Below are 22762 nucleotides of genomic sequence, written 5' to 3'. Positions count from 1 at the left end.
GGCTTGTCCACCGCCGCGCGCGCGCGGGGGGCCCGCGGCGCCGGCGAGGGCGCCGGTCCGGGGGCCCCCCCGGGGGGGGGGGGGGGGGGGGGCCGCCCCCCCCCCCGCCGCACACCTGGATCCGGTCGGTCGTCAGGCGGTGCCGTTGGCGCCGCACTTCACGATCGGGTCGATGCAGTCGCGGACCCGGCGGGCCATCTCGGCCGCCGGCCAGACGTTGAAGAAGTCGCCGTGCATGGTGTAGCCGGGGCCGGAGGCCAGCCGCAGCCGGGCGGGGTCACCCGTCACCGGGTAGCGCAGCACCTGGCGGAGCTTGGGCACCGGGATCGGATGGCCGGCCGGGCAGGCGCCGTCGACCGGGTAGGACATGTGGCTCTTGTGGTCGGCCGAGTCGAGGTCCTTGCCGTTCCAGCACTGCGGGAAGTCCAGGTAGGACTCCAGCATCGAGCCGGCCGGGCAGTCGACGAAGTCGTGCGAGGGGTTGACCTCACCCGCGTGCAGGCAGGACCAGCGGGCGATGCTGTTGTCGTTCGGTCCGGTGGCCTTGGCGTTGCCGGCGACGATCCGCAGGCCGCGCGGCAGGGGCTGGGTCTGCGCGATGACGTCGTCGCGGACGCCCTCGCCGAGGTAGTAGAAGGTGGTTCCGGTGGGCTCCACGGGGACGTTGTCGCTGTACAGCGTCGGCACCCAGTAGGAGGAGGTGTCGACGGTGGGGTTGCAGGTGCCGCCCGACTGTTCCAGGCGGCCGAGGTCGGAGTTGGCGTCGGTGGCCGCGTTGCCGAAGAAGCTGTGCATGTGGGAGGCGCCGGGCAGGCCGGGGAAGACGATCGGGTCGTCGGGCAGGCGGTGGCTGAACGGGCAGTCGGCGAGGAACTCGGCGACCCGCACGGCGCCCGGCGGCACGCCCTGGGTGCCGACCGTGCCGTAGACCTGGAACTCCCAGAGCGAGATGCCCCAGACGGTCGCCCGGGCGGTGGCCAGGATCCGGACGTAGCGGCCGGTCGCGGAGAGGTCGAGGGTCTGCCGGCCGCCGCTGGAGCCGGTGACCTGGCGGACGGTCAGCCAGTCCGTGCCGTTGGCGGAGACCTGTACCTGGTAGGCGTTGGCGTAGGCCGCCTCCCAGCCGAGGACGATGCGGTCGATCGCGGCGTTCCCGCCGAGGTCGACCCGGATCCACTGGTTGTCGGCGGCTGCGCTGGACCAGCGGGTGCCGTCGTTGCCGTCGACGGCGAGCGAGGCCGGGTGGGCGGCGTTCTCCACCGAGGAGGCGGTGACCGGGCGGCCCTGCGAGATCGGCTGGTCAACGGCCTGGGCCGGGCCGGAGGTGCCGGTCAGCACCGCACCCGCGGTGAGGACGGCGGCGGCCAGGGCGACCAGCCGGCGGCGCCAGAGCGAGCGTCGGCGGGTGTGCGGGCGCGGTCGCGACCGCAGCACGATGGGACTCATGGCTCTCCAATCGGGTGGGGGTCGGAGCGTGAGCGCACGGTGGCCGGGTGGGGCGGCGACACCGCATGAGAGAGCGCTCTCTCACGGAAGATAGGAGTGCCCATGGGGCGTGTCAAGGCATTCTGAGGGGCTCCGTCAACGGATCGACGGAAGGCATGGGTGCGCCCGACACCCCGTCAGAGAGCGCTCACCGACGCCTGATGCGAGAAACGGCTCCTCGTTCCGAGCCTTCGGCCGCCCCTAGGTCAGCGGGGCCGCAGGCCGTCGAAGACGACCTCGAAGATCCGCTCCCGGGCCGCCGGGTCGCCGGCGAGCTGCTCCATCGTCGCGCCTGTGCCGACCAGCAGGGCGATCAGTTCCGGCGGGCCGAGGTCCGGGCGGACCGCCCCGGCCCGCTGCGCACCGGCCAGCACCTCGGTCAGCTGCGTCTGGATCGCCGCACTCGACTCCCGCAGGGCCTCGTGGACGTCCACTCCCACCGCGGTCAGCGCCCGGGTGAACTCGTTCTTGCCCATGGACTGCTCGACCACCAGGCGGAAGCAGCCGAAGAACGCCTCGTCGGGCGGCGCCGTGGCGGCGATCCCGACGAGCCCGGCCTTGATCGTCTCGAGTCGGCGCACCATCACCGCTTCGAGCAGCGCCTCCTTGGTCGGGAAATGCCGGAAGAGCGTTCCGACCCCGACCCCGGCAGTCCGGGCGATCTCCTCGGTCGGCACGCCGAGGCCGCGCGTGGTGAACACCTCCGTGGCGACGTCCAGCAGCCTGGCGCGGTTGCGGGCCGCGTCCGCCCGCAACGGGCGCTCCTGAGCGCCGCTCATCCTCCCACCCCTTCTCGAACCCTTCCTGCCGCGGCAGGTTCTTGCCGTGGCAGCGCGGCACCGGACGGCACTGGACAACCGGAGTCGGTAGTCCGTATCGTCGAAAGCGGATTCGCTAGTCCGATTCTAGCAACGCATTCCACTGGGGGTTGATCATGTCCGAGACACTGCCGGCGCGCGAGGTCTTCCGCAAGCTGCTCGACGGGATCGGCGCGGGCCGCTTCGCCGACCTGGCCGAGCTCTATGCCGAGGACGCCGTGGTGGAGACCGTCTTCGAGCCCGTCGGGCCGCGCCGGTTCGAGGGGCGGGCCGCGCTCAGGGAGCGGTTCGCGGCGGTCGCCGAGCACAGCCCGGTGGAACTGACGCCGGAGAACGTGGTGATCCGGGAGACCGACGACCCGGAGGTGATCGTCGCGGAGTTCGACTACCGGGTGCACCACCGGGTGACCGGACGCACCTTCGAGTCCGCCAACATCCAGGTGCTGCGGGTCCGCGACGGTCTGATCGTCACCAGCCGGGACTTCCACGACCACCTGGCCCTGATCGTGGCCGGCGGCCAGCTGCCGCAGCTGGTGGAGGCGTTGGAGCACAGCTGAGTCCTCGCCCGAGGGCCCGTCCACGCCCCCCGTGCGGGTGCCGCCGGAAAACCCTGCTCCCCCCGGCCCGTACGGCCGTTACCATCGGCGCCGCACCCGATCACGGCGGGCCGGCCACCGCCGACCGCGGCGGTTCACACGGAGGACCCGATGACGCAGGCACCCGAGCGGCGGGCCGACCACCCCGAGCGGCTGGCGGCCGGCCACCCCTTCCGGCAGTGGAAGACCTGGCGGATCCCCGGCACCCGGCTTACCCTCACCGGCTACTCCCGGGCGAACGACAAGACCTTCTTCCACGTCCCCGAGCTGCGGTGCAGCCTCGACGCCGGGCTCTGCGAGGGACGGCAGGTGGACACCGTCTTCCTGACCCACACCCACGCCGACCACGCCAAGGACCTCGACTTCCTCGCCGCCAAGGCCTCCGGGGTGGACATCCACCTGCCGGCCGCCGCCGTGCCGTACGTCGAGTCGTTCCTGCGCGCCTCCGCCGAGCTGAACCACGGCCCTGCGTTCGACCCCGCGCTGGCCGGGCACCGGCTGCACGGGGTGCGCGACGGCGAGGAGTTCGCCTTTGGGCGCGGCGGCCACCGGGTACGGGTGGTGGAGTGCGAGCACAAGGTGCCGTGCGTCGGCTACGCGTTCTCCGAGGTCCGGCGCACGCTCGCGCCGGAGTACGAGGAGTTGCGGCGCTCGCTGCTCGCCGACGGGCGCGGCGCCGAGTTCGGACGGATCGTGGCGCAGCGGCGCCGGGAGGGGGCGGAGGTCGAACGGGAGGTCCGCCGGCCGCTCTTCGCCTACCTCGGCGACACCCACGTGAACGTCTTCGAGCGGAACCCGTGGCTGTTCGAGTACCCGGTGGTGATCACCGAGTGCACCTACCTCGACGACGCGGAGCTGGCGCGGGCGGACCGGGTGGGCCACACGGTGTGGAGCCGGCTGCGGCCGGTGGTGGAGGCGCACCCGGAGACGCTGTTCGTGCTGATCCACTTCAGCCTGCGCCACTCCGACCGGGAGGTGCTGGAGTTCTTCCGGTCGGAGTGGGCCCGCTCGGGGCGGCTCGACAACGTCCTGCTGTGGGCGCACCCGGAGAGCAGCCTGCCGGAGCAGCACCAGAGCGCGGGCTGACCGGCCACCTGCAACGTCGGGCGCTGCTACCGGCCGTCCTTGTCGGGGTCGGCGGCGAGGGTGATGACGCCGAGGTGGCCGTCGCCGTCCTCGGTGATCTTCAGCAGCATGGCGGGCTCGTAGATGCTGTCGCCGTCGTTGAAGGTGTCGCGGCCGGTGTGCGCCGCATAGGGCTGCTTGCCGAGGACGGCCGAGTTGAGGCTCTCGTCCATCATCAGCTGGGTGGTGAGGGTCCGTTCGTCGTTCACGTGGACCATGGCGTGGATGTGCACGGTGCGGCCGGAGTACCAGCCGGGCCAGATGGTGGTGAACGAGACGATGCCGTTCTTGTCGGTGACCTGGGCGCCGCGCAGGTAGCGCTTGTCGTCCTGCGGGACGAGGTCGCCCTGCCCGCCGCCGGAGCCGCCGCCGGGTGCCCCCGACGGGGGTGTCCCGCCCGGTGCCCCCGGCCCGCCCGAGGGGGGTGTCCCGCCGGGCGCGCCGCCGGGAGCTCCGCCGCCGCCCGTGGAGAGTGCCTCGGCGCCGGAGTAGTGGCCGGCCGCGTCGCAGTGCCAGATCTCCACCACCGCGTCGGGCAGGGCCTGGCAGCTCTCGCTGTCCTGGACGCGGATCGCCAGCCTCAGCCGGGAGCCCTCGCGGTCCTCCCGGATGTCGGAGCGCACCTTGTCGGCGTCGAAGTAGTACGGCCCCTGCGTGGTCGAGGGCGAGAGGGTGCAGGTGTTGGAGCCGGCGAAGAGTCCGGTCAGGTCGGCCGTGCCGGTGGCCTGCGGCGAGACGGTGACGCTCGCGCCGTCGGAGGCGGTGGCCGTGGTGGTGCTGCCGCCGCCCCTGCCGCAGGCGGCGAGCAGTGCGCCGAGCCCGATGCTGCCGAGGCCGGCCAGGGCGGTCCGCCGGCTGACCCGCCGGCCCTCGTCGTGGTCGTGTTCCATGCCGTCGATCCTGGGCTGCGCGGATGAGACCGGGCTGTGGACACACTCGACGGGCCATGAGAAGCCCGTTGTCCCCCGCCCGCCCGGCCGGCGGCGGCGGCGGTCAGCCCACAGGCCGGGCGTCCGGCCGCACCGTCCGGCCCGCCGCCGCGGCGCCGCGCACCTGCGCCAGCTGCTCCGGGGTGAAGCCGCGCTTCAGGATCGGGGTGAAGAGCCTCGGTGCGTGGAACAGCAGGACGAAGTCCGCGGTCTCGACGACCCGGACGGCCCACCAGGCGATCTCCGTGGTGTGGCCCGGCCGTCGGACGGTCACCCCGGCCTCGGTCACGGTGACCTCGGTGGGGCCGGGCGGGACCGGCGTCTGCTGCCGGGCGGCCAACCGCGTTCCCCAGGTGAGGTGGGCCAGCAGGAAGAGGCCGACGAGGAACGACCAGCCGCCGGGCAGGGTGTCCCCGCCGGCCAGGATCCACAGCGGGCCGCCCGACAGCAGCACGGCGCTCAGCACCCAGGCCTTCCGCCTCGGCGCCGTCAGGGCCTGTTGGAAGGCCCGCACGCGTTCCTGCGGTGTGGGCTCGTAGCCGGCCGTGATCTGCATGGTGCTCCGTTCGCAAGGGACGGATCATCATGGCGCAGGCACCGTCGGCTGTGAAGGGCAGGTCAGCAGGGTTGCCGCCAGGCGTCCAGCTCCAGACGCTTGGTCATCGAGCTGAGGCCCAGCTGCCGGCTCTTGGCGCAGTACTGGTCGTTGGGTGTCTTGTACTCGACGTGGAAGACCGCCTTGCCGGCCGCGATGAAGGGCTTGAGGGCGTCGCACTCGTCGTACTCGGCGCACTGCTCGTTGACCGCGAAGTCGAAGTCGCCCACCAGAGAGGGGATCTGGCCGAGGTCGTTCTTGAGACCGACGGCGAGTCCGCGGTCGTGGGCGAGCTTGGCGATGGCCCGGTTGTAGGCGAGCTGGTCGCCGGCGCTGATCGGGAAGCCGGTGTCGGCGCGGTAGTTCTCCACGAGGTCGGGTTCGACGGCGTCGAAGCCCTTGTCGCGGCACATGTCGAAGCGCCTGGCCATCAGCGGCAGCAGGACGTCGGTACGACGGATGTCCAGCGAGGACTCACCCTTCCAGCCGTTGGCCCCGCCGCGGACGGCCTTCGGGAAGGCCCCCGCGTCGGAGCGGTAGTCCTCGTAGGCGCCGACGTTGACGTAGCAGATCACCTTGCGGCCCTTGGCGTGCAGGGCGGCGACGGTGGCGGCGTCGTTCTCGAAGCCGTCGATGTCGTAGACCGGGACGTCGACGCCGGTGTCGACCCGGCCGTCCAGCTGCCACTGCCAGGCGGTGCGCGGCGCGGGCTGCCAGCGGGCGGCCGAGGTCGGGCGGTTGCCGGTGGGGCTGCCGGAGGCGGCGTTGTCGTTGCCGGGGGTCGGCGACGGGCTCACCGTGGGACTGCCGCTCGCCGTGCCGGAGCCGGACGGCGCCGGGTTCGCCGTCCCGGAGGGGGCCGCCGTGGGCTCGTCCGGGTCGGGGCCGTCGTCGCCGCCCCCGCCGGAACACCCGGCGAGGGCGAGCAGCACGGCGGCCGCGGCGAGGGCGGCGGGGTGGCGGCGGGTCATGGGTCGGTCTCCGTCCGGGTGGGCGTGGTGGACTGCCCCGCGAGGGCCGGGGTGAGGGCCGGTGACAGGGTGCGCCACGGGTTGTCGCCGTCGCCCGGTGTCGCGTAGTGGACGGCGGCCCCGCGCAGCCTGGCCTCGCGGGGGACGGCGCGCAGCCGGCCGGACGGCACGCCGTGCACCAGGTGGCAGAAGAGCTCCGGCGGGTGGTCGGCCGTCCAGCGCGGCACGGGAGCCGCCTCGTACGCCTCCCAGTCTCCCTCGAAGGTGACCAGCAGGTCGGCGACGCCGCCGGTCGCGTACGCCGGATCGGGGTGGGTGCCGTGGCCGAGCACCACGCTCTCGCAGCCGAGGGCGCGGGCGGCGACGGTGAGCCGCCGCTGGTAGGGCAGGAAGGCCGGGTCGGTGCACACCTGGTCGAAGTAGACGCCGTCGGTGCCGTACCAGGTGCGGTGGCGCTGGAGGTCCTCGACGACGGCGGCGTGCGGGCGGCGCCCGTACCCGGTGTCGACGTAGCCGAGGATGCGCACCCCGGCCTCGCGGAGTTCGGCGACGGGTTCGGCGAGGACCGGGTCGGGTGCCTCGCCGGGGCCGTCGGCGGCGTTGACGACCACGCCGTACAGGCGCGGTGCGGCCCGGACGAGGGCCCGCCAGGCGGACGGGTCCTCGGCCGGGTGCACGTAGAGCGGTACCAGCAGACGCTCCATCAGGCGGCGCGCTCCGTGGTGTCGTGCCCGGTGTCCTTCAGGCTGTGCCAGAGGTCGGCGAGCGACTCGGCGAGGCCGATCCGCGGCTCCCAGCCGAGGGCGCGGGCCGCCGTGATGTCGGCCTGCTGCCAGGAGACGGCGGCGGAGCGCTCGCTGCCGGCGCCGTGTTCCTCGATCCGGCCGGCGAACTGCGCGGCGGTGACCAGGGCGTCGGCGACGGCGCGGACCGGGAGGGCCGCACCGCCGGCGATGTTGAGCACCGGCGGCAGCGGGTGCGCGGCGGTGAGCGCGGCGCCCACCGCGCGGGCGACGTCGCGGGCGTCCACGAAGTCGCGGTGCGCGGAGAGGTCGCCGACGGTGACGGTGCCGTCGGGGCCGGCCCGGCGGAGTTCGGCGGCGAGCCGGCCGGCCAGCGAGGTGCCGGGCGCGCCGGGGCCGACCGGGTTGAACACCCGCAGCACCACCGCGTCCTGGCCGTTGGCGGCGGCCTCCGCGACGGCGAGGGTGCCGGCCAGCTTGGTGGCGCCGTAGAGGCCGCCCGGCCGCGGGGCGGCGGTCTCGGCGAGCGAGGTGCCGTGCTCGCAGGCGCCGTACTCGGCGGCGGAGCCGAGGTGGACGAGCCGGGTGCCGGGCAGCGTCGCGCGCAGGGCGGCGGCGAGCACGGCGGGGCCGCGGGCGTTGAGACCGGTCTGCAGCAGGGCGTCGCCGGTGACGGCGCCGGCGCAGTTCACCACCGCCGCGGGGCGGAGGTCGGCGAGCAGCGCGGCGAGGCCCTCGGCGGTCTCGTTCGCGAGGTCGATCCGCAGGTCGGCGGCGGCGGAGTGGCCGGCGCGGAGCACCCGCGCACCGGGGAGGGTGCGCAGGTGCTCGGCGATGTGGCCGCCCAGGAAGCCGGTGGCTCCGAGGACGAGGACGTCCATGGGTCAGGCACCCCGCAGCAGCAGGTCGCGGTTCTCGCGGAAGTCGGCGTTGGCCCGGTCGTAGTCGTCGGGGCGGCCGATGTCGAGCCAGTAGCCGTTGAACTCGTAGGCCTGCGGCGGGGTGCCGGCGTCCAGCAGGTCGAGGACCAGGTCGTCGAAGCCGAGCGGCTTGCCGGGGGTGTAGCGGGTGAGGGTGGGCTTGGAGAGGCCGTAGACGCCCATCGAGACGTGGTAGTCCATGCTGGGCTTCTCGCGGAACTCGGTGACCCGGCCCTGCTCGGTGGTGAGGACGCCGAAGTCGATGTTGACCTTGCGCGCGTAGGTGGCGATGGTGAGCGGCGCGCCGGCGTCGATGTGCTGCTTGAGGACGTCGCCGTAGTCGAGGTCGGTGAGCACGTCGCCGTTCATGACGAGGAAGTGCTCGGGCAGGGTGTCGAGCATGGTGAGCAGCGGGCCCATGGTGCCGAGCGGCGTCTCCTCGGTGGTGTAGGAGACGTCCATGCCCCACTGGGAGCCGTCGCCGACGTAGGCGCGGATGATGTGGCCGAGGTGGCCGATCGCCAGGGTGCAGCTCTCGAATCCGGCCGCGACCAGCTGGCGCATCACGATCTCGAGGATGGCGTGCTGGTCGCCGATCGGCACGAGCGGCTTGGGCAGCGCGGTGGTGTACGGGCGCAGGCGAACGCCCTTGCCGCCGGCCAGGATGACAGCGTGCATGCTGGTGCTCCTTGTCTGTGTGCGGTGGGTTCGGGCGCGGGTCAGACGTTGTACAGGTCGGTCTTGTAGCGGGCCAGGTTGGCCGGGTCGCGGAAGAACTCGATGGTGTGCAGCAGGCCGTCCTCCAGGGAGTGGGTGGGGGCCCAGCCGGTGGCCTCGCGCAGCCGGGTGGCGTCGGCGACGAGTCGCATGACCTCGGAGGCCGCGGGGCGGATGCGGTCGCTGTCCTCACGGACCGTCAGGTCGGTGTCCATCAGCTTGCCGATCAGGGTGACCAGGTCGCCGACGGAGATCTCGCCGCCGGTGCCGGCGTTGAAGGTGCGGCCGACGACCTGCTCGGCGGGGGCGGTGCCGACGGTCGCGAAGGCGGCGGCGGTGTCCTTGACGAAGAGGAAGTCGCGGGTGGGGCGGAGGTCGCCGAGGGTGATGGTGCGCTCGCCGGCGGCGACCTGGCCGATCACGGTCGGGATGACGGCGCGCATGGACTGGCGCGGGCCGAAGGTGTTGAACGGACGGAGCGTCACCACGGGGGTCTCGAAGCTCGCGTGGTAACTGTCCGCGAGCCGGTCGCCGCCGGCCTTGGAGGCCGCGTACGGGGACTGGGTGTTGATCGGGTGGTCCTCGGTGATCGGGACGGTCTGCGCGGTGCCGTAGGTCTCGCTGGTGGAGGTGTGCACCAGGCGCGGGATCTCCAGGTGGCGGACGGCCTCCAGCACGTTGAGGGTGCCGGTGACGTTGGTCTCCACGTAGGAGTGCGGGGCCTGGTACGAGTAGGGGATCGCGATGAGCGCGGCCAGGTGGTAGACCGCGTCGGTGCCCTTCACCAGGCCGGTGACGGAGCCGGGGTCGCGGACGTCGCCGAGGACGATCTCCACGCTGTCCAGCACGTCCGGACTCAGTGTCTCCAGCCAGCCGAACGACGAGAAGGAGTTGTACTGGACCATCGCGCGGACGCGGTGTCCGTCGGCGACGAGCTTCTCGACGAGGTGCGAGCCGATGAAGCCCTCGGCTCCGGTGACGGCGGCGGTGGTGGTGCTGCTCATGGCGAGCCTCCGGTGGTGTGGACGTGTGGTGTGGCTCGCGGGCCCGTGGACGGGCGCGCGGTGGGGGGTTCAGGAGTGCCGTGGTCACGGCGTGTGGGCCCGGCGGGCACCGCGTCATCTGTGCGCGGTGATGCGGCCGGTTCTGGCGCGGGCGGCGAGCACCAGCGCGCCGACGGCGAGGCCGGTGACGGTGAGTCTCGCCGCGGTGGCCGAGGCGGGGTGCAGCGCGCCGGCCGTGCTCTCGGCGACGGCGGCGGCGGTACATATCAGGGCGGTCGGCCAGACGGCGCCGAAGACCTGGAGCAGCAGGGCCGTCCAGAGCAGCGCGCCGAGCAGCAGCAGGCCGCCGAGCTGGACGGGGCCGGGCGGCGCCCCCGTCCAGAGCAGGCAGGCGCCGGCGCCGAGGACGGCGAGGACGGCGAGGTAGCCCGCGATGAGCCTGACGAGCGTGCGGTCGGTGCGGGTGCGGAACTGGTCGGCGGTGGTACTGGTGTACAGCGCCGTCACCGAGCGGCTGCGGAACCGGAAGAGCAGCCATTCGGCGAGGCCCATGCTGAGGGTCAGCGCGACCGCGGCGGAGGCGCCGCCGGGGACGGCTTGCCGCCAGGGGTCGCCGAAGGAGGCGGTGATCACCAGCGCGCCGACCGCCAGGCCGAACAGGCCGTGCGGCAGGCTGTCGGCGAGCGGCACGCCGGACTCCGGCGCCTTGTCGCCGGCCTTCAGCCGCTGCCCGATCTCGATGCCCGCGAAGACGGCGGCGAGGGCGAGCGAGAGGGCCGGTCCGGTGATCCGCAGCCAGTTCGGCAGGTCGGTGGCGAGCGAGGCGGCGGCGCCGACCGTGGTCGGGGCGAGCGCGCCCATCAGCCGCTTGGCCCGCCGGGTCACCAGCAGGACGGTGGCCGAGGCGAGGTAGAGCGACTGCCCGGCGGCGAACAGCAGCACGGCGGTGCCCGCGCCGGCCAGGGCTGCCACGCCGGTGCCGAGCGCGGTGGCGGTGAGACCGCCGCGCAGCAGGCTGCGGCCGACCGCGGCCCGGGCACCGAGCGCCCGCCAGGCGTACGCCCGGTGGGCGAGCGCCTGGTTGAGGCCCCAGCCGATCAGCGCGGTGAGCGCGAGCGCGCTGCCGGCCCCGGGGGACTGCAGGAAGCGCGCGATCGGCAGGTAGGCGAGGCCGGGCAGGGCGAACAGCAGGCCGCGCAGCACGGTGCGCAGCGGGTCGGCCTGCCAGGGGTCGTGCGGCTCCGGCGGCGCGGCGTGGCGCCGCTCGGTGCGGGCGAAGAGCTCCTCGGCGATCGCGAAGGAGTCGGTGCGGCCGTAGCGGACGGCGGCCTGTTCGTCCGTCAGGCCGTCGGACTCGAGGACGGCGGCGATCTCGAAGGGGTGGACGGCTCGGGCGCAGACGTCGGCGAGCCGTTCGGCGAGTTCGTCCAGCGGGTCCTCGGGCAGCGGGACGGGCTCCGCCGTGCGCGGGTCGATGACGCGCAGGGCGAGGGTCTCGTCCGGCTTCCCGGCGGGGCCGGCCCCGCGGGTGAGCTCGCCGGGCGGCGGGACGCGCAGGGCGAGCGTCTCGTCGGCCCTTTCGGCGGCCTTGCGGCGGGGCAGGTGCAGGACGACGGTGTCCTCGGGGCGGGGGCCGTCCTCGGAGAGGTTCAGCAGGGTGCTCATCCGGCGGCTCCGACGGCGGAGCGGGCGGCGGCGTCGGCGGCCTGGGCGGCGGCCTCGGCGCGCTGCGCGGGCGTCCACCAGTCGAAGGGACCGTCGTCGTGGGCCGTGCGGAAGCGGTCGCGGCGGTCGAGTTCGCGGTAGATGTCGCGGAAGGAGTCGATGGTCTGGCGGAGGGTGAACTGCTCGATGACGCGCAGCCGGGCGCCGCGGCCCATCTCGGCGCGGCGGTCGGCGTCGCGGAGCAGTTCGAGCGCGGCCTTCGCCATCGCCTCGGGCTCGCGCGGCGGGACGACGAGACCGGTGTCGCCGACGGCCTCGCGGACGCCGCCGACGTCGGTGGAGACGGTGGCCCGGCCGCAGGACATCGCCTCGATGAGGGTGAACGGGAAGCCCTCGCTGATGCTGGAGAGCATCACCACGTTGCCGGCCGCGTAGGCGTCCCGGATGTCATCGACGCGGCCCTCGAAGACCACGGCGTCGCCGATGCCGAGGTCGGCGGCGAGTGCCTCGCAGCGCTCCCGGTAGGCGGCGCCGCCGGCGGGGGTGCCGCCGAACAGGCGCAGCCGGGCACCGGGTATCTCGGCGCGGACGAGGGCGAAGGCGCGGATCAGCGTCTCCAGGTCCTTGATCGGGTCGACCCGGCCGGCCCAGCTGAGGGTGGGCACCTCGGGCTCGGGCCCGGCGGGCGGGAAGGCCTCCGGGTCGACGCCGTTGTACACGGTGCGGATGCGCTCGGCGGGGGTGCCGGCGCGCTCCTCCCAGCGGCGGTTGTAGCGGTTGCCGGGGGTGACGAGCGCGGCCCGGGCGTAGCTCTCGACGGCGAGCATCCGGTAGAAGCCGAGGACGAGCGCCTTGACCGGCCAGGCGTAGCCGGTGCCGTAGCCGAGGTAGCGCTCGCGCAGGTAGATGCCGTGCTCGGTGAGCAGGAACGGCGTGCCGTGCAGGTGGTTGCCGACCAGACCCGGCAGGGCGGCGAGGCCGCCGCTGACGGCGTGCAGGACGCCACCGGGCTTGGGGTGGGCGGCGAGCGGGCGGAGCGCGTGCTCGAGGAGTTCGGTGGCGGTGAGCGCGTCGTGCAGGCTGGGCCTGGCGGCGGCGGTGGCGAGGTGGGGGCGGTTCCACACGTCCGCGAGGACCCGCAGCGCGGCCTCGGAGCGCAGCGCGGGGCTGAGCCGGCCGGCCCTGGCGTGGTCGGCGAGGACGTACAGCTCAGGGCCGAATGCGTCCTCCTCGGCGGGGTCGAGCAGGGAGAGCAGGAAGCGTTCGTAGCCGGTGAGGAAGGCGCGCATCGCGGCGCCCTTGGGGGCCTGGCCCTCGGGGGCGGGGCCCCAGAGCGGGACGGCGCGGACGTCGGTGACGTGGGCGGGAAGGTCCCAGGAGAGCGGCTGTCCGGCGGTGCCGGTGATCGCGATGACCCGGAACTCGGTCTCGGGCATGCCGGTGACGAGCTGGTCGCACCAGACGCTGACGCCGCCGTGGCTGTGCGGGTAGGTGCCCTCGGTGAGCATGGTCACGCGGGTGCCGACCAGGTGCGCCAGGTCGGCCGGGCGTGCCGTGCCCGGCGCGTCGGGCACGGTCCCGGCCGCGGGCACGGCGTGCAGACGTGTGTTCATGGATTCCCCCCCAGGAAATCCCGCCCCCGGGTTGGCGGGCGGTGCAGTGCGCGTGGTGCGGGGCGGTGCCCGGACCGGAGAGGTTCGCTCCCCGATCCGGGCCGCCGTCGGCTCTCGCCGTCCGGTCGGATCAGAGGATGTTGCGGGTCGAGCGGGTGCCGGCCCTGGTGGACCTGGGCGCGGCGGTGGCGGCCTTGGCGGTGCTGCCGGCCGTGCCCTTGGCGGTGCTGCTCTTCGCGGTGGTGCTCTTGGCGGTGGTGCTCTTGGCGGTGAGCTTGTTGAGCGTGGTGCCGTTCGCGGCCGGGCCGGCCGGGACGGGGGTCTTGACGCCCTTCGGCACCGGGAGGCTCGCGACCGTCGTGGCGATGATCGTCTTGACGGTCTTGAGCCCCGCGCTGATCGGCACCTCGGAGCCGGCGAGCTTCAGCGTCACGCTGCTCTGGGCGAGGCCGGGGCCGACCCAGCCGGACAGTTGCCCGGCGTACGCGGAGCCGAAGTTGGTGGTGCCGATCAGCTGCTGCTGCTTGGTGCCGCCGGGCATGGTGGCCTCGGCGAGGACGCCCGACGGCGCGCTGACGGTGATGGTGTCGCCGACCCGGTAGGCGGTGACCTGTCCGGCGTCGACGGCGTTCTTCCACTGGGCGCGGCGCTGCAGCTCGGTGCCGATGTCCTTCTGGCGGAGGTTCACCAGCGGGGTGTTCGAGGCGTACAGCCCGTCGTACTCGGCGAGGATCCGCTCCATCACCGGGTAGGCGATGCGGTCCTCGGCGTAGTTCGACTGGTGGACGAAGTGCGGCCGCGGGTCGTTGTTGATCGCCCGGTTGACGGCCAGTCGGGCCTCCAGCGGGACGATGTAGTCGCCGTAGCCGGTGTTGAGGTCCAGCGGGGTGGGCAGGCAGGTGCTGGTCGCGGGGTTGTCCTCGCAGATGCCGCTGCCGCCCTGGGCGCGGGAGGTGTAGATCCAGTTGTACTCGTCCACCTCCTCGACCGTCTTCGCCGCGTTGTAGAACACGTTGAGCGGGTAGCGCGGGACGGTGAGGGCGTTGCCGACGGCCCGCTGGTCGTGCTCGCGGGAGGAGTCGCTGGCGGTCCAGCGCACGCCCGTGTTGTTGAGCGAGGGCGCGAGGTAGGGGTTGTCGGTGGGCTGCTGCGGGTTGGTGACCAGGCCGGAGTGCTCGCCGGTGACGAGCTCGGTCGGGTCGGCCGCGGTCAGGCCGTTGTTCGCCGCCCAGGTGCGGTTGTTGGTGATCTGGGAGGTGATGTCGGCCTGGCTGGTCCACACCGTCTGCCCGCTGGCGTTGGTGGTGCAGCGCCACGGCACCACGGTGACGTCCTGCACGCAGCCGAGGAACTGGTGCGTGTAGGTGTGGTTGATCCAGCGGTAGGCGGACTGGTCGGCGATCAGCTTGGCGGCCAGCGGGTCGGTGCCGTCGCCGTCGGCCTTGAAGTCCTCCGAGCCGCCGCCGTTGTACGCCAGGTCGACCTTGAAGTCGTGGCTCGCCTGCCACTGCTTCAGGTACTCGGCGTCCGCCACCGTCATCCGGCTGGGGTGCTCCTCCGGGTTGCTGCCGGGCGGGCAGGTGACGTCGCCGGGAGTGCACTTGAGGGTGGTGTCCCAGCGGTCGTCCGACATGAAGACGTCGTCGACGTGCAGGGCGAAGTAGTTGCGGTCGTAGCCCAGGTGGATGCCCTCGGTGGCCCACTCGACGATGCCGCGGGCGAGCTCGCGGTACTGCCGCTGGTAGGCGTTGTAGACGAAGGTGACGACCAGTTCGCGGCGGCCGTCGTGGGCGTACTCGCCGACCAGCGAGCCCCGGGTGCCGGTGCCGGGGATCGGCGCGTCCACGTACGGGGTGAAGGTGGCGCCGGCCGCCTGCTGGGCGAGCGGGGTGGCGAGGTAGCCGTAGCTCTCCGAGACGGAGGGCGAGTTGTCCTCGAAGGCGATGCCGCCCTCGAGGTAGCCGAACGGCCCGGACTTGCCGGCCGCCGTCACCTGCGCCTGGACGCCGTCCAGGGTGCCGGCGTACGCGCCGGGCAGGGTGCCCCAGTTGAGGCCGACGTTGGCGCCCGCGTAGGTGTAGGCGTCGACCTGGCGGATGCCGAACTGCTGCTCGTAGGAGGCGAGCGCGGTGAGCTCGGCGGCGCTCAGGCCGGCCGGGCTCTCGCTCGGCATCACCACGGCCTGGAACTTGGCGCGCGGGGCGCCGTTCACGGTGTCGCTGAGGAAGCCGGCGGCGATGGTCTGGCGACCCGCCGAGGCGAGGTCGATCCGGGTGTACGGAACGCCGGTGCTGTCGAGTTCGGCGACGATCGCGCCGACGGCCGGTCCGCCGTCGTCGACGACCAGCAGCCGCAGGTCGATCCTGGGAGTCGTGGCCGCGTACGCGCCGGGCATCGGCGCGAGCGTCATGACGAGACCCGCCACCGTGCAGGCAGCGGCAATTCGGGCTCTACGCCCCATGAGGTGTCCCTCCCCCTCGGACGGCGCGCGTTGCGCGGAGAGTCGCCGTCCGGATTGTGCGATGTGCGAGTGCGCATTGCGGTGTACGTGTGGTCACCAAAAACGCGGCGCCCAGGGCGCCGCGCAACGTCATCCCCCGCCGCACATCGTATGACCATCAGCCCCGGGCGCATCCACCGAATCACCCAGGAGAGTGCAAAGTTGTCGAATAATCAGCACATAGGTCATTTGCCATTTCACACGTACCCACCCCGAGCACCCCGCGCGCCCGCCACTCAGCAAACTCCCAGGTGACCGGGGGGTAGCAAGCAGCCCCGTCGAGCCGCTCGACCAGGGAACCGTACCCGGCCGAAGCCGTCCGTGCACCCGGACGACTCCCAGCAAGAGCTCAGGATCACCGCGGCGGACGCCCGACCGGCCCCTTCGGCCTCACAAACGGACTCTGATGTTCCGTTACCGATGGCGCGTCGGAACCGGGCCGCAGTTGCGCCACCGGTACGGTTCTGTGACGAGACCGCGACAGTGCAGGGGAAGGCCACGTCCATGACACCGTGCTCCCCCTCCGCCGGCTGCTCCTGCTCACCCCGGGACCTCGCCGAGCAGGCGCGCGCCTGGTCGTTGCCGCGGCACCGCCGGCCGACCCCGGCCGGGACGGGCCAGGTCATCGACACCTTCCTCTCCTGGTGGGGTCGCGCCCGCCGCGCCGATCTGCGCTAGCTGTCCCGGGTCCGGATCGGGCCACCGCGCCGAAACCATCTCGCCCGCTCCCCTCCGGGGATGTCGAAATCGCGCCGCCGGCTTCTACCCACCTGTGACAGCGGCCCGCCCGGGCCCGTCCAGAGCGAGGAGAGAACGATGAAGTACATGCTGCTGATGCAGTTCAGCGCGCAGGGCACCGACTTCCCTCCGATCACCGAGTGGACCGAGGAGGAGGTGCAGGCGCACATCGCCTTCATGGCCGCCACCAACGAGAAGCTGGTCGCCGACGGCGAGTTCGTGGACGGCCAGGGCCTGGCCTTCCCGGACACCGCGAAGATCGTCCGGGCCTCGGGCGGCGGCAGCCCGCTGGTCACCGAGGGGCCGTTCCCCGAGACCAAGGAGTTCCTGGCCGGCTACTGGATCGTCGACTGCGAGAACGAGCAGCGGGCGATCGAGATCGCCGCGCACGCCTCCGCCGCGCCCGGCCCCGGCGGCAAGCCGCTCAACATGGCGATCGAGGTGCGCCAGGTGATGGCCGCCCCGCCGACCGAGCTCTGACCGCTGACCGGCACCGGCCCCCGCGTCGACGACCTGCTGCGCGAACTCGCGCCGCGGGTCGTCGGCGTGCTCACCCGCAGGTACGGCGACTTCTACGCCGCCGAGGACGCCGTCCAGGAGGCTCTGCTCGCGGCAGCCGTCCAGTGGCCCGAGCAGGGCCTGCCGGACCACCCGCAGGCCTGGCTGGTGCAGGTCGCCGCCCGGCGGACGACCGAGCAGATCCGCAGCGAGACGGCCCGCCGCCGGCGCGAGGAGACCGTGGCCGCCCGCGAGCCGGAGGACCGCCGCACCGCGCCGCCCGCCGACGAGGACGGCACCGCGGACCGGGACGACTCGCTCACCGTGCTCTTCCTCTGCTGCCACCCGGTGCTCACGCCGGCCGCCGCCGTCGCACTCACCCTCCGATCGGTGGGCGGACTCACCACCGCGGAGATCGCCCGCGCCTTCATGGTGCCGGAGGCCACCATGGGGCAGCGGATCAGCCGCGCCAAGCAGAGGATCAGGTCCTCCGGCGTGCCGTTCTCGATGCCCGCCCCCGAGGAGCTGCCGCGCCGCCTCGACCTGGTGCTGCAGGTCCTCTACCTGGTCTTCACCGAGGGCCACACCAGCAGCAGCGGCCCTGACCTGCAGCGCGTCGACCTCTCCCGGGAGGCGATCCGGCTCGCCCGGGCGCTGCACCGGGCCGTCCCCGACAGCAGCGAGGCGGCCGGGCTGCTCGCCCTGATGCTGCTCACCCACGCCCGCAGCACCGCCCGCACCGGGCCGGACGGCGAACTCGTCCCGCTCGCCGAGCAGGACCGCGGCCGCTGGGACGCCTCGGCGATCGCCGAGGGCACCGCGCTGATCACCGCGACCCTGCCGCGCGGACCGGTCGGCCCCTACCAGGTGCAGGCCGCCGTCGCCGCCGTGCACGACGAGGCCGCCACCGCGGAGGCCACCGACTGGCCGCAGATCCTGGCGCTGTACGGCGTGCTGGAACGCCTCTCCGACAGCCCGGTGGTCCGGCTCAACCGCGCGGTGGCCGCCGCCATGGTGCACGGCCCGCGTACCGGCCTCGACCTGCTCGCCCGCCTCGACACCCCCGACGCCCTCGCCGGCCACCAGCGCCTGTTCGCCGCCCGGGCCCACCTGGAGGAGATGGCCGGCGACCGGCAGGCCGCCCTCGCCGACTACCGCGCGGCCGCCGAACGCGCCACCAGCCTCCCCGAACGGCACTACCTCAACCTGCGCGCGGCACGGCTGGCCTCCCGGACCGGCTGACCACGCGGCGACCGCGTCACCGGAGACGGCGAGCCACTCGCCCCGGATGCCGGCCGTGTAACCGACGTCGCGGGAGTGGACGCCGCCGTCCGCTGCCACGGCGAAGAGTTGATTGACGCCGTTGAGTCCGACGTTCGACCACCCACGTCGGTGACGTCGGCCGGGCCCCGGGAGAGCACGGTGGCGGCCGCGGGCCCGGATAGCCTGCCTGCATGACCGAGACCTCCGGCTCCGACCACCTCGACACCACCCGGTCCGCGTACGACGCGGTGGCCGTGCGCTACACCGAACTGTTCGCGGACGACCTCGCCGGGTACCCGCTGGACCGGGCGATGCTCGCGGCCTTCGCCGAGCTGGCGCGGCAGCAGGGCGGCGGCCCGGTGGCCGATCTCGGCTGCGGGCCAGGCCATGTGACGGCACACCTGCGGGATCTGGGGCTGATGGCGTTCGGGGTGGACCTGGCACCGGCCATGGTCGCGATCGCCCGGTCGAGGCACCCCGAACTGCGGTTCGAGGAGGGCTCGATGGCCGACCTCGGGCTCGCCGACGGCTCGCTCGGCGGCATCCTCGCCCGCTACTCCCTGATCCACACCCCGCCGGAGGAGCTGCCGGCGGTGTTCGCCGAGTTCCACCGGCTGCTGGCACCGGGCGGACATCTGCTGCTGGCCTTCCAGGCCGTCGACCGACCCGTCCCACCGGTCGAGGCCTTCGACCACAAGGTGGCACTCGCCTACCGCTGGTGGCCGGACGCACTCGCCGCACTCCTGGCGGACGCCGGCCTCCCGGAGGTCGCCCGGTCCGTCCGCGCCCCGTACGAGGGCGAACGCCCCGGCCCCCAGGCGCATCTGCTCGCCCGTCGTCAACCCGCCGACTGACGGCCTAACGGTCGAGCGCGGCGAGGACGGCCAGTTGCTCGGTGACGCGGTCGGCCGACCAGGAGAGCAGCCAGGCGGTGTGGTCGGGGGCGTAGCCGCGGGGCGCGCTCTCCACCCGCATGACGAGCGCGAGGTAGATGCGGTAGAGCGCCAGGCGTGCCCGGGCGGACGGGCTGTCGGTGGCGAGGGCGGGGGTGACGCTCCGGTAGCCCGCCATCAGGTCGGGGTCGCCCTCGGGGGTGCCGAGCGGGTCGAGGCCGACGAGTTCGGCGAGCGGGTCGCCGAAGAAGGCGCGTTCGCCGTCGATGAGGCCGCCGAGGCGCGGGCCGCCCTCGGGGTCGCGGGTGACGACGAGGTTGCCCTCCCAGGCGTCGAAGTGGACGAGGGCGGGTCGGCGGACGTCGGCCAGTGCCTCGGCGAACCGTTCCGGCAGGCCGGCCAGGGTGTCGGCGGGCGCGGGGAGCGGCACGTCGAAGCGGGCGGCGTCGGCGAGTACGGCCTGCAGCATGCCGGTGAACGCCTCCGGCCAGTCGGTGCCCTGCAGGCCGGGGACGGGCTGCGGGTAGCCGAAGCGCGGGCCGGTGGCGGTGGCGATCCGGGCGGCGGCCGCACCCAACTCGCGGCGCAGCGCGGCCCGGTGCTCCGGTGTCAGCTCGTTCCGCAGCTCGTCCCAGGTGGCGCCGTCGAGGTAGCCGAGCAGCAGCCACTCGCCGGAGTTCTCGGGGCCGGCCGGTTCGTGGTGCAGGACGGCGGGGACGGGCGCGCCGGTGGGGGCCGCGAGCCGGTGGAAGAGTGTCTCGGTGCCGAGCAGGCCCTGCTCGTGGGTGAGCGCGGGCGCGTCGGCGGGCGGCGCGGCCTTGAGCACCAGGCGTCGGCCGTCGGCGAGTTCGACCAGCCGGGCGGAGTTGTAGAGCCCGCCGTGCAGCGCCCGCCCACCGGTCACCCGTACCGCGCCGAGCACCTGCCGGACGCATCGCTCCACACGTTCCTGCTCGGCCCCGTCGGTCACGGCGGCAGCGGTCACAGCGGCGGCAGACATGGCGGCGGCGGACATGGCGCTCCTCGGTGGTCGGCACGGGATCCTCGGACGCCGCGACACGCGGCGGGACAGCGCCCCGAAGGCAGCGCCGTCCGGGAGTCTAGCGCCGCCGCGCCCACTTTTGTCGAGCCTTGAAATAAGCAGCGTGCACCGGCCGGGGGCGGTCGCTGTACGCTGCCCGAGAGGAGGGCCGACGGCAGAAGCGTTCCGGCCCATCCATAAGTCAAACCTATGGGGCCATAAAGCAGAGGTATGTACCGCGGCGCGGCCGCGGCGGCGAAGGTGGCACTCGGAAACCTCTCCGCCGTCCGTTCCCGGGTCGTCCGCGGCCCGCCCCTGCCGAAGGATGCCGCCATGTCCCGCCCCGTCCGGGTCGCGATCGTCGGAGCCGGCCCCGCCGGTGTGTACGCGGCCGACGCCCTGCTCAAGTCCGACCTCGCCGCCGAGCCCGGTGTCTCGATCGACATCCTGGAGCGGCTGCCCGCCCCCTTCGGGCTGATCCGCTACGGCGTGGCGCCCGACCACCCGCGGATCAAGGGCATCGTCACCGCCCTGCACCAGGTGCTCGACAAGCCTCAGGTCCGGTTCTTCGGCAACGTCGACTACCCCGGCGACCTCGCCCTCGACGACCTGCACCGCTTCTACGACGCCCTGGTCTTCGCGACCGGCGCGGTGGCCGACCGCGACCTCCTGATACCCGGCATCGAGCTGGACGGCTCGTACGGCGCGGCCGACTTCGTCTCCTGGTACGACGGCCACCCGGACGTGCCCCGCAGCTGGCCGCTGGAGGCCGAGAAGGTCGCGGTGCTCGGTGTCGGCAACGTCGCTCTCGACGTGGCCCGCATCCTGGCCAAGACGGCGGACGAGCTGCTGCCCACCGAGATCCCGGGCAACGTGTACGACGGCCTGGCCGCGAACCGGGCCGTGGAGATCCACGTCTTCGGGCGGCGCGGCCCGGCGCAGGCCAAGTTCAGCCCGATGGAGCTGCGCGAGCTCGACCACTCCCCGACCATCGAGGTGATCGTCGACCCGGAGGACATCGACTACGACGACGGCTCGATCGCCACCCGGCGCGGCAACAAGCAGGCCGACATGGTGGCCTCGACGCTGGAGAACTGGGCGATCCGCGACACCGGCGACCGCCCGCACCGGATCCACCTGCACTTCTTCGAGTCCCCGGTGGAGATCCTCGGCGAGGACGGCCGGGTGGTGGGCCTGCGCACCGAGCGCACCGCCCTCGACGGCACCGGCGACACCAAGGGCACCGGTGTCTTCCAGGACTGGGACGTCCAGGCGGTGTACCGCGCGGTCGGCTACAAGTCGGACGAGCTGCCGAAGCTGCCCTTCGACAGCATCGCGGCGACCGTCCCGCACGAGGCCGGCCGGGTGCTGGAGGCCGGGGCGCACCTGCCGTCCACGTACGTCACCGGCTGGGTCAAGCGCGGTCCGGTCGGCCTGATCGGGCACACCAAGGGCGATGCCAACGAGACCGTCGCCTGCCTGGTCGCGGACCAGCGGGCCGGGCTGCTGCGGCTCGCCGAGTCGCCGGCCGAGGACGCGGTGGTGGCCTTCCTCGAGGAGCGCGGCGTCGACTACACGACCTGGGAGGGCTGGCAGCGCCTGGACGCGCACGAGCGGGCGCTCGGCGAGCGCGAGGGCCGGGAGCGGATCAAGGTCGTCCCCCGCGACGGGATGCTGCGCGCCTCCGGCAGCTCGCTGACGGTCGGCCGGGAGCCCGCCGCGGGCGAGTGAGCGGACCACGCCGGGACGGCCCGGGACGGCGGACGGGCTCCGCGGCCCCGGGCCGTCGCCCTGCTCAGAGCCGGACGTGTGCCCCCGGGGCGAGGCGGTGCAGGCGGTCGGCCAGCCCGGCGGTGTCGAAGGCCTTGGTGAGCGCGTCGCCGTCCTCGGTGAAGTGCGTCCAGTGCTCGAAGTGCAGCGGCACGACGTGGCGGGCGCCGAGGATCGCGGCGGCCTCGGCGGCCTGTGCGCTGGTGAGGGTGAGCGGCGCGTCCGGGATCAGCGGGGTGCGGGCCGCGCCCGCGAAAATCAGCGCGACGTCGACCGGTCCGACCCGGTCGGCGATCTCGCGGACGATGTCCAGCGAGGCGTTGTCGCCGCTCACGTAGACGGTGGGCAGGCCTCCGCCGGAGAGCACGAATCCGGTGACCTCGCCGACCAGCGGCTCGCTGCCCTGCGGGCCGTGCAACGCGGGCACGCCGGTGACGCGGAGCGAGCCGCCGTCGGGCCGGGGCAGCACGGTGTGCGCCCAGTTGGGCAGCGCCCGGACCACCCCGCCGAGCCGGTCGGCCGCCGAGCCGGTCGACAGCACCGTCGGCACCGCGCCACCGGTGACCAGCTCGCGGCCGGAGGCGTCGAGGTTGTCCGGGTGGTGGTCGTGCGAGAGCAGGACGGCGTCCACCGGGCCGACCTCGGCGAGCGGCAGCCCCGGGCCGGCCGTCTTGGTCAGGCTGCGGGCGCCGACCGGGTGGGAGCCGGGCCCGTCGAAGGTCGGATCGGTGAGCAGCCGGACGCCGCCGAGCTCCAGGACGGCGGTCGGCCCGCCGATGTAACGGACGGTCAAGGTGGTCATGGCCCGGTCCCCTTCAGCCGATGATCTCGGTACACCGGGGACAAGCCCGCGGCGATCGCGGTTGTTCCCGCGACGGCGCACGACCTGGCCACGGCC

Annotated in this window: 21 protein-coding genes; 7 read left to right on the top strand and 14 right to left on the bottom strand. The window is 73.7% G+C overall.

Going from position 1 to position 22762, the window contains the following annotated elements; translation table 11 throughout:
* Positions 1–132: 132 nt before the first annotated feature.
* Together AB0P35_RS34650 and AB0P35_RS34645 are read right to left on the bottom strand one after the other, a co-directional pair.
* The gene (locus tag AB0P35_RS34650; RefSeq protein ID WP_363518845.1) at positions 133–1446 is read right to left on the bottom strand and encodes a DUF1996 domain-containing protein; all 1314 of its coding nucleotides are present in this window, start codon (positions 1444–1446) and stop codon (positions 133–135) included.
* Between the two features lie 245 nt (positions 1447–1691).
* Positions 1692–2264, bottom strand: coding sequence for a helix-turn-helix domain-containing protein (locus tag AB0P35_RS34645; RefSeq protein ID WP_363518842.1), 573 nt, complete (start codon positions 2262–2264; stop codon positions 1692–1694).
* 155 nt (positions 2265–2419) lie between these two features.
* Between AB0P35_RS34645 and AB0P35_RS34640 the strand changes: the two genes are divergently transcribed.
* Both AB0P35_RS34640 and AB0P35_RS34635 read left to right on the top strand, forming a co-directional pair.
* A complete protein-coding gene (locus AB0P35_RS34640; RefSeq protein WP_363518840.1) occupies positions 2420–2860 on the top strand; it encodes a nuclear transport factor 2 family protein in 441 nt (146 codons plus the stop codon).
* Between the two features lie 150 nt (positions 2861–3010).
* Positions 3011–3985 carry an MBL fold metallo-hydrolase gene (locus AB0P35_RS34635; protein WP_363518837.1) on the top strand — a complete coding sequence of 325 codons (975 nt, stop codon included), beginning with the start codon at positions 3011–3013 and terminating at the stop codon, positions 3983–3985.
* A gap of 26 nt (positions 3986–4011) precedes the next feature.
* On the opposite strand, the gene AB0P35_RS34630 is transcribed toward AB0P35_RS34635, so the two are convergent.
* The 10 genes from AB0P35_RS34630 to AB0P35_RS34585 all read right to left on the bottom strand — a co-directional run bounded on the left by AB0P35_RS34630 (position 4012) and on the right by AB0P35_RS34585 (position 15591).
* Positions 4012–4914, bottom strand: coding sequence for a protocatechuate dioxygenase (locus AB0P35_RS34630; RefSeq protein ID WP_363518834.1), 903 nt, complete (start codon positions 4912–4914; stop codon positions 4012–4014).
* Positions 4915–5017: 103 nt separating this feature from the next.
* On the bottom strand, positions 5018–5509 hold the full coding sequence (locus AB0P35_RS34625) for a YcxB family protein (protein WP_363518831.1): 492 nt from the start codon (positions 5507–5509) through the stop codon (positions 5018–5020).
* Between the two features lie 62 nt (positions 5510–5571).
* The gene (locus AB0P35_RS34620; protein WP_363518829.1) at positions 5572–6519 is read right to left on the bottom strand and encodes an endo alpha-1,4 polygalactosaminidase; all 948 of its coding nucleotides are present in this window, start codon (positions 6517–6519) and stop codon (positions 5572–5574) included.
* A complete protein-coding gene (locus AB0P35_RS34615; protein WP_095875958.1) occupies positions 6516–7223 on the bottom strand; it encodes a spherulation-specific family 4 protein in 708 nt (235 codons plus the stop codon). Before AB0P35_RS34615 ends, AB0P35_RS34620 begins: the two co-directional genes overlap by 4 nt.
* On the bottom strand, positions 7223–8143 hold the full coding sequence (locus AB0P35_RS34610) for an NAD-dependent epimerase/dehydratase family protein (protein ID WP_363518826.1): 921 nt from the start codon (positions 8141–8143) through the stop codon (positions 7223–7225). The genes AB0P35_RS34615 and AB0P35_RS34610 overlap by 1 nt, the downstream gene beginning before the upstream one ends.
* 3 nt (positions 8144–8146) lie before the next feature.
* Complete coding sequence (locus AB0P35_RS34605) at positions 8147–8860, bottom strand: sugar phosphate nucleotidyltransferase (RefSeq protein ID WP_363518823.1); 714 nt, start codon at positions 8858–8860, stop codon at positions 8147–8149.
* A 41-nt stretch (positions 8861–8901) separates the two neighbouring features.
* On the bottom strand, positions 8902–9903 hold the full coding sequence (locus AB0P35_RS34600) for an SDR family NAD(P)-dependent oxidoreductase (RefSeq protein WP_095875961.1): 1002 nt from the start codon (positions 9901–9903) through the stop codon (positions 8902–8904).
* 114 nt (positions 9904–10017) lie between these two features.
* Complete coding sequence (locus AB0P35_RS34595; RefSeq protein WP_363518820.1) at positions 10018–11568, bottom strand: hypothetical protein; 1551 nt, start codon at positions 11566–11568, stop codon at positions 10018–10020.
* On the bottom strand, positions 11565–13076 hold the full coding sequence (gene pelF / locus AB0P35_RS34590; RefSeq protein WP_095877150.1) for a GT4 family glycosyltransferase PelF: 1512 nt from the start codon (positions 13074–13076) through the stop codon (positions 11565–11567). The genes AB0P35_RS34595 and pelF overlap by 4 nt, the downstream gene beginning before the upstream one ends.
* A 235-nt stretch (positions 13077–13311) precedes the next feature.
* On the bottom strand, positions 13312–15591 hold the full coding sequence (locus AB0P35_RS34585; protein WP_363518817.1) for a hypothetical protein: 2280 nt from the start codon (positions 15589–15591) through the stop codon (positions 13312–13314).
* A 594-nt stretch (positions 15592–16185) separates the two neighbouring features.
* Here AB0P35_RS34585 and AB0P35_RS34580 point away from each other — a divergent pair.
* The 4 genes from AB0P35_RS34580 to AB0P35_RS34565 all read left to right on the top strand — a co-directional run bounded on the left by AB0P35_RS34580 (position 16186) and on the right by AB0P35_RS34565 (position 19034).
* The gene (locus AB0P35_RS34580; RefSeq protein ID WP_179419597.1) at positions 16186–16359 is read left to right on the top strand and encodes a hypothetical protein; all 174 of its coding nucleotides are present in this window, start codon (positions 16186–16188) and stop codon (positions 16357–16359) included.
* A gap of 138 nt (positions 16360–16497) precedes the next feature.
* Positions 16498–16899 (top strand): YciI family protein, encoded by a 402-nt coding sequence (locus AB0P35_RS34575; protein ID WP_363518814.1) that lies wholly within the window; start codon positions 16498–16500, stop codon positions 16897–16899.
* A 3-nt stretch (positions 16900–16902) separates the two neighbouring features.
* Complete coding sequence (locus tag AB0P35_RS34570) at positions 16903–18159, top strand: sigma-70 family RNA polymerase sigma factor (RefSeq protein WP_363518848.1); 1257 nt, start codon at positions 16903–16905, stop codon at positions 18157–18159.
* Between the two features lie 212 nt (positions 18160–18371).
* Positions 18372–19034, top strand: a complete 663-nt coding sequence (locus AB0P35_RS34565; RefSeq protein WP_363518811.1) for a class I SAM-dependent methyltransferase — start codon at positions 18372–18374, stop codon at positions 19032–19034.
* Between the two features lie 4 nt (positions 19035–19038).
* Here the strand turns inward: AB0P35_RS34565 and AB0P35_RS34560 are convergent, their stop codons facing one another.
* On the bottom strand, positions 19039–20088 hold the full coding sequence (locus tag AB0P35_RS34560; protein WP_363518808.1) for an aminoglycoside phosphotransferase family protein: 1050 nt from the start codon (positions 20086–20088) through the stop codon (positions 19039–19041).
* 339 nt (positions 20089–20427) lie between these two features.
* Between AB0P35_RS34560 and AB0P35_RS34555 the strand changes: the two genes are divergently transcribed.
* Positions 20428–21825, top strand: coding sequence for an FAD-dependent oxidoreductase (locus AB0P35_RS34555; protein WP_363518806.1), 1398 nt, complete (start codon positions 20428–20430; stop codon positions 21823–21825).
* A 64-nt stretch (positions 21826–21889) separates the two neighbouring features.
* Here the strand turns inward: AB0P35_RS34555 and AB0P35_RS34550 are convergent, their stop codons facing one another.
* The gene (locus AB0P35_RS34550; protein WP_363518803.1) at positions 21890–22666 is read right to left on the bottom strand and encodes an MBL fold metallo-hydrolase; all 777 of its coding nucleotides are present in this window, start codon (positions 22664–22666) and stop codon (positions 21890–21892) included.
* Positions 22667–22762: the final 96 nt, after the last annotated feature.

This window comes from Kitasatospora sp. NPDC085879 (assembly GCF_040686255.1).
Lineage (GTDB): Bacteria > Actinomycetota > Actinomycetes > Streptomycetales > Streptomycetaceae > Kitasatospora.
This window is presented reverse-complemented; position numbering and strand designations above follow the sequence as displayed.

Bases quoted from the DNA above. Each gene is read 5' to 3' on its own strand.
- AB0P35_RS34585 (WP_363518817.1), bottom strand. From the start codon at position 15,591: ATGACGCTCGCGCCGATGCCCGGCGCGTACGCGGCCACGACTCCCAGG.
- AB0P35_RS34645 (WP_363518842.1), bottom strand. From the start codon at position 2,264: ATGAGCGGCGCTCAGGAGCGCCCGTTGCGGGCGGACGCGGCCCGCAAC.
- AB0P35_RS34560 (WP_363518808.1), bottom strand. From the start codon at position 20,088: ATGTCCGCCGCCGCCATGTCTGCCGCCGCTGTGACCGCTGCCGCCGTG.
- AB0P35_RS34595 (WP_363518820.1), bottom strand. From the start codon at position 11,568: ATGAGCACCCTGCTGAACCTCTCCGAGGACGGCCCCCGCCCCGAGGAC.
- pelF (WP_095877150.1), bottom strand. From the start codon at position 13,076: ATGCTCACCGAGGGCACCTACCCGCACAGCCACGGCGGCGTCAGCGTC.
- AB0P35_RS34630 (WP_363518834.1), bottom strand. From the start codon at position 4,914: ATGGAACACGACCACGACGAGGGCCGGCGGGTCAGCCGGCGGACCGCC.
- AB0P35_RS34605 (WP_363518823.1), bottom strand. From the start codon at position 8,860: ATGCACGCTGTCATCCTGGCCGGCGGCAAGGGCGTTCGCCTGCGCCCG.
- AB0P35_RS34550 (WP_363518803.1), bottom strand. From the start codon at position 22,666: ATGACCACCTTGACCGTCCGTTACATCGGCGGGCCGACCGCCGTCCTG.
- AB0P35_RS34625 (WP_363518831.1), bottom strand. From the start codon at position 5,509: ATGCAGATCACGGCCGGCTACGAGCCCACACCGCAGGAACGCGTGCGG.
- AB0P35_RS34640 (WP_363518840.1), top strand. From the start codon at position 2,420: ATGTCCGAGACACTGCCGGCGCGCGAGGTCTTCCGCAAGCTGCTCGAC.
- AB0P35_RS34575 (WP_363518814.1), top strand. From the start codon at position 16,498: ATGAAGTACATGCTGCTGATGCAGTTCAGCGCGCAGGGCACCGACTTC.
- AB0P35_RS34620 (WP_363518829.1), bottom strand. From the start codon at position 6,519: ATGACCCGCCGCCACCCCGCCGCCCTCGCCGCGGCCGCCGTGCTGCTC.
- AB0P35_RS34555 (WP_363518806.1), top strand. From the start codon at position 20,428: ATGTCCCGCCCCGTCCGGGTCGCGATCGTCGGAGCCGGCCCCGCCGGT.
- AB0P35_RS34635 (WP_363518837.1), top strand. From the start codon at position 3,011: ATGACGCAGGCACCCGAGCGGCGGGCCGACCACCCCGAGCGGCTGGCG.
- AB0P35_RS34600 (WP_095875961.1), bottom strand. From the start codon at position 9,903: ATGAGCAGCACCACCACCGCCGCCGTCACCGGAGCCGAGGGCTTCATC.
- AB0P35_RS34565 (WP_363518811.1), top strand. From the start codon at position 18,372: ATGACCGAGACCTCCGGCTCCGACCACCTCGACACCACCCGGTCCGCG.
- AB0P35_RS34650 (WP_363518845.1), bottom strand. From the start codon at position 1,446: ATGAGTCCCATCGTGCTGCGGTCGCGACCGCGCCCGCACACCCGCCGA.
- AB0P35_RS34610 (WP_363518826.1), bottom strand. From the start codon at position 8,143: ATGGACGTCCTCGTCCTCGGAGCCACCGGCTTCCTGGGCGGCCACATC.
- AB0P35_RS34615 (WP_095875958.1), bottom strand. From the start codon at position 7,223: ATGGAGCGTCTGCTGGTACCGCTCTACGTGCACCCGGCCGAGGACCCG.
- AB0P35_RS34580 (WP_179419597.1), top strand. From the start codon at position 16,186: ATGACACCGTGCTCCCCCTCCGCCGGCTGCTCCTGCTCACCCCGGGAC.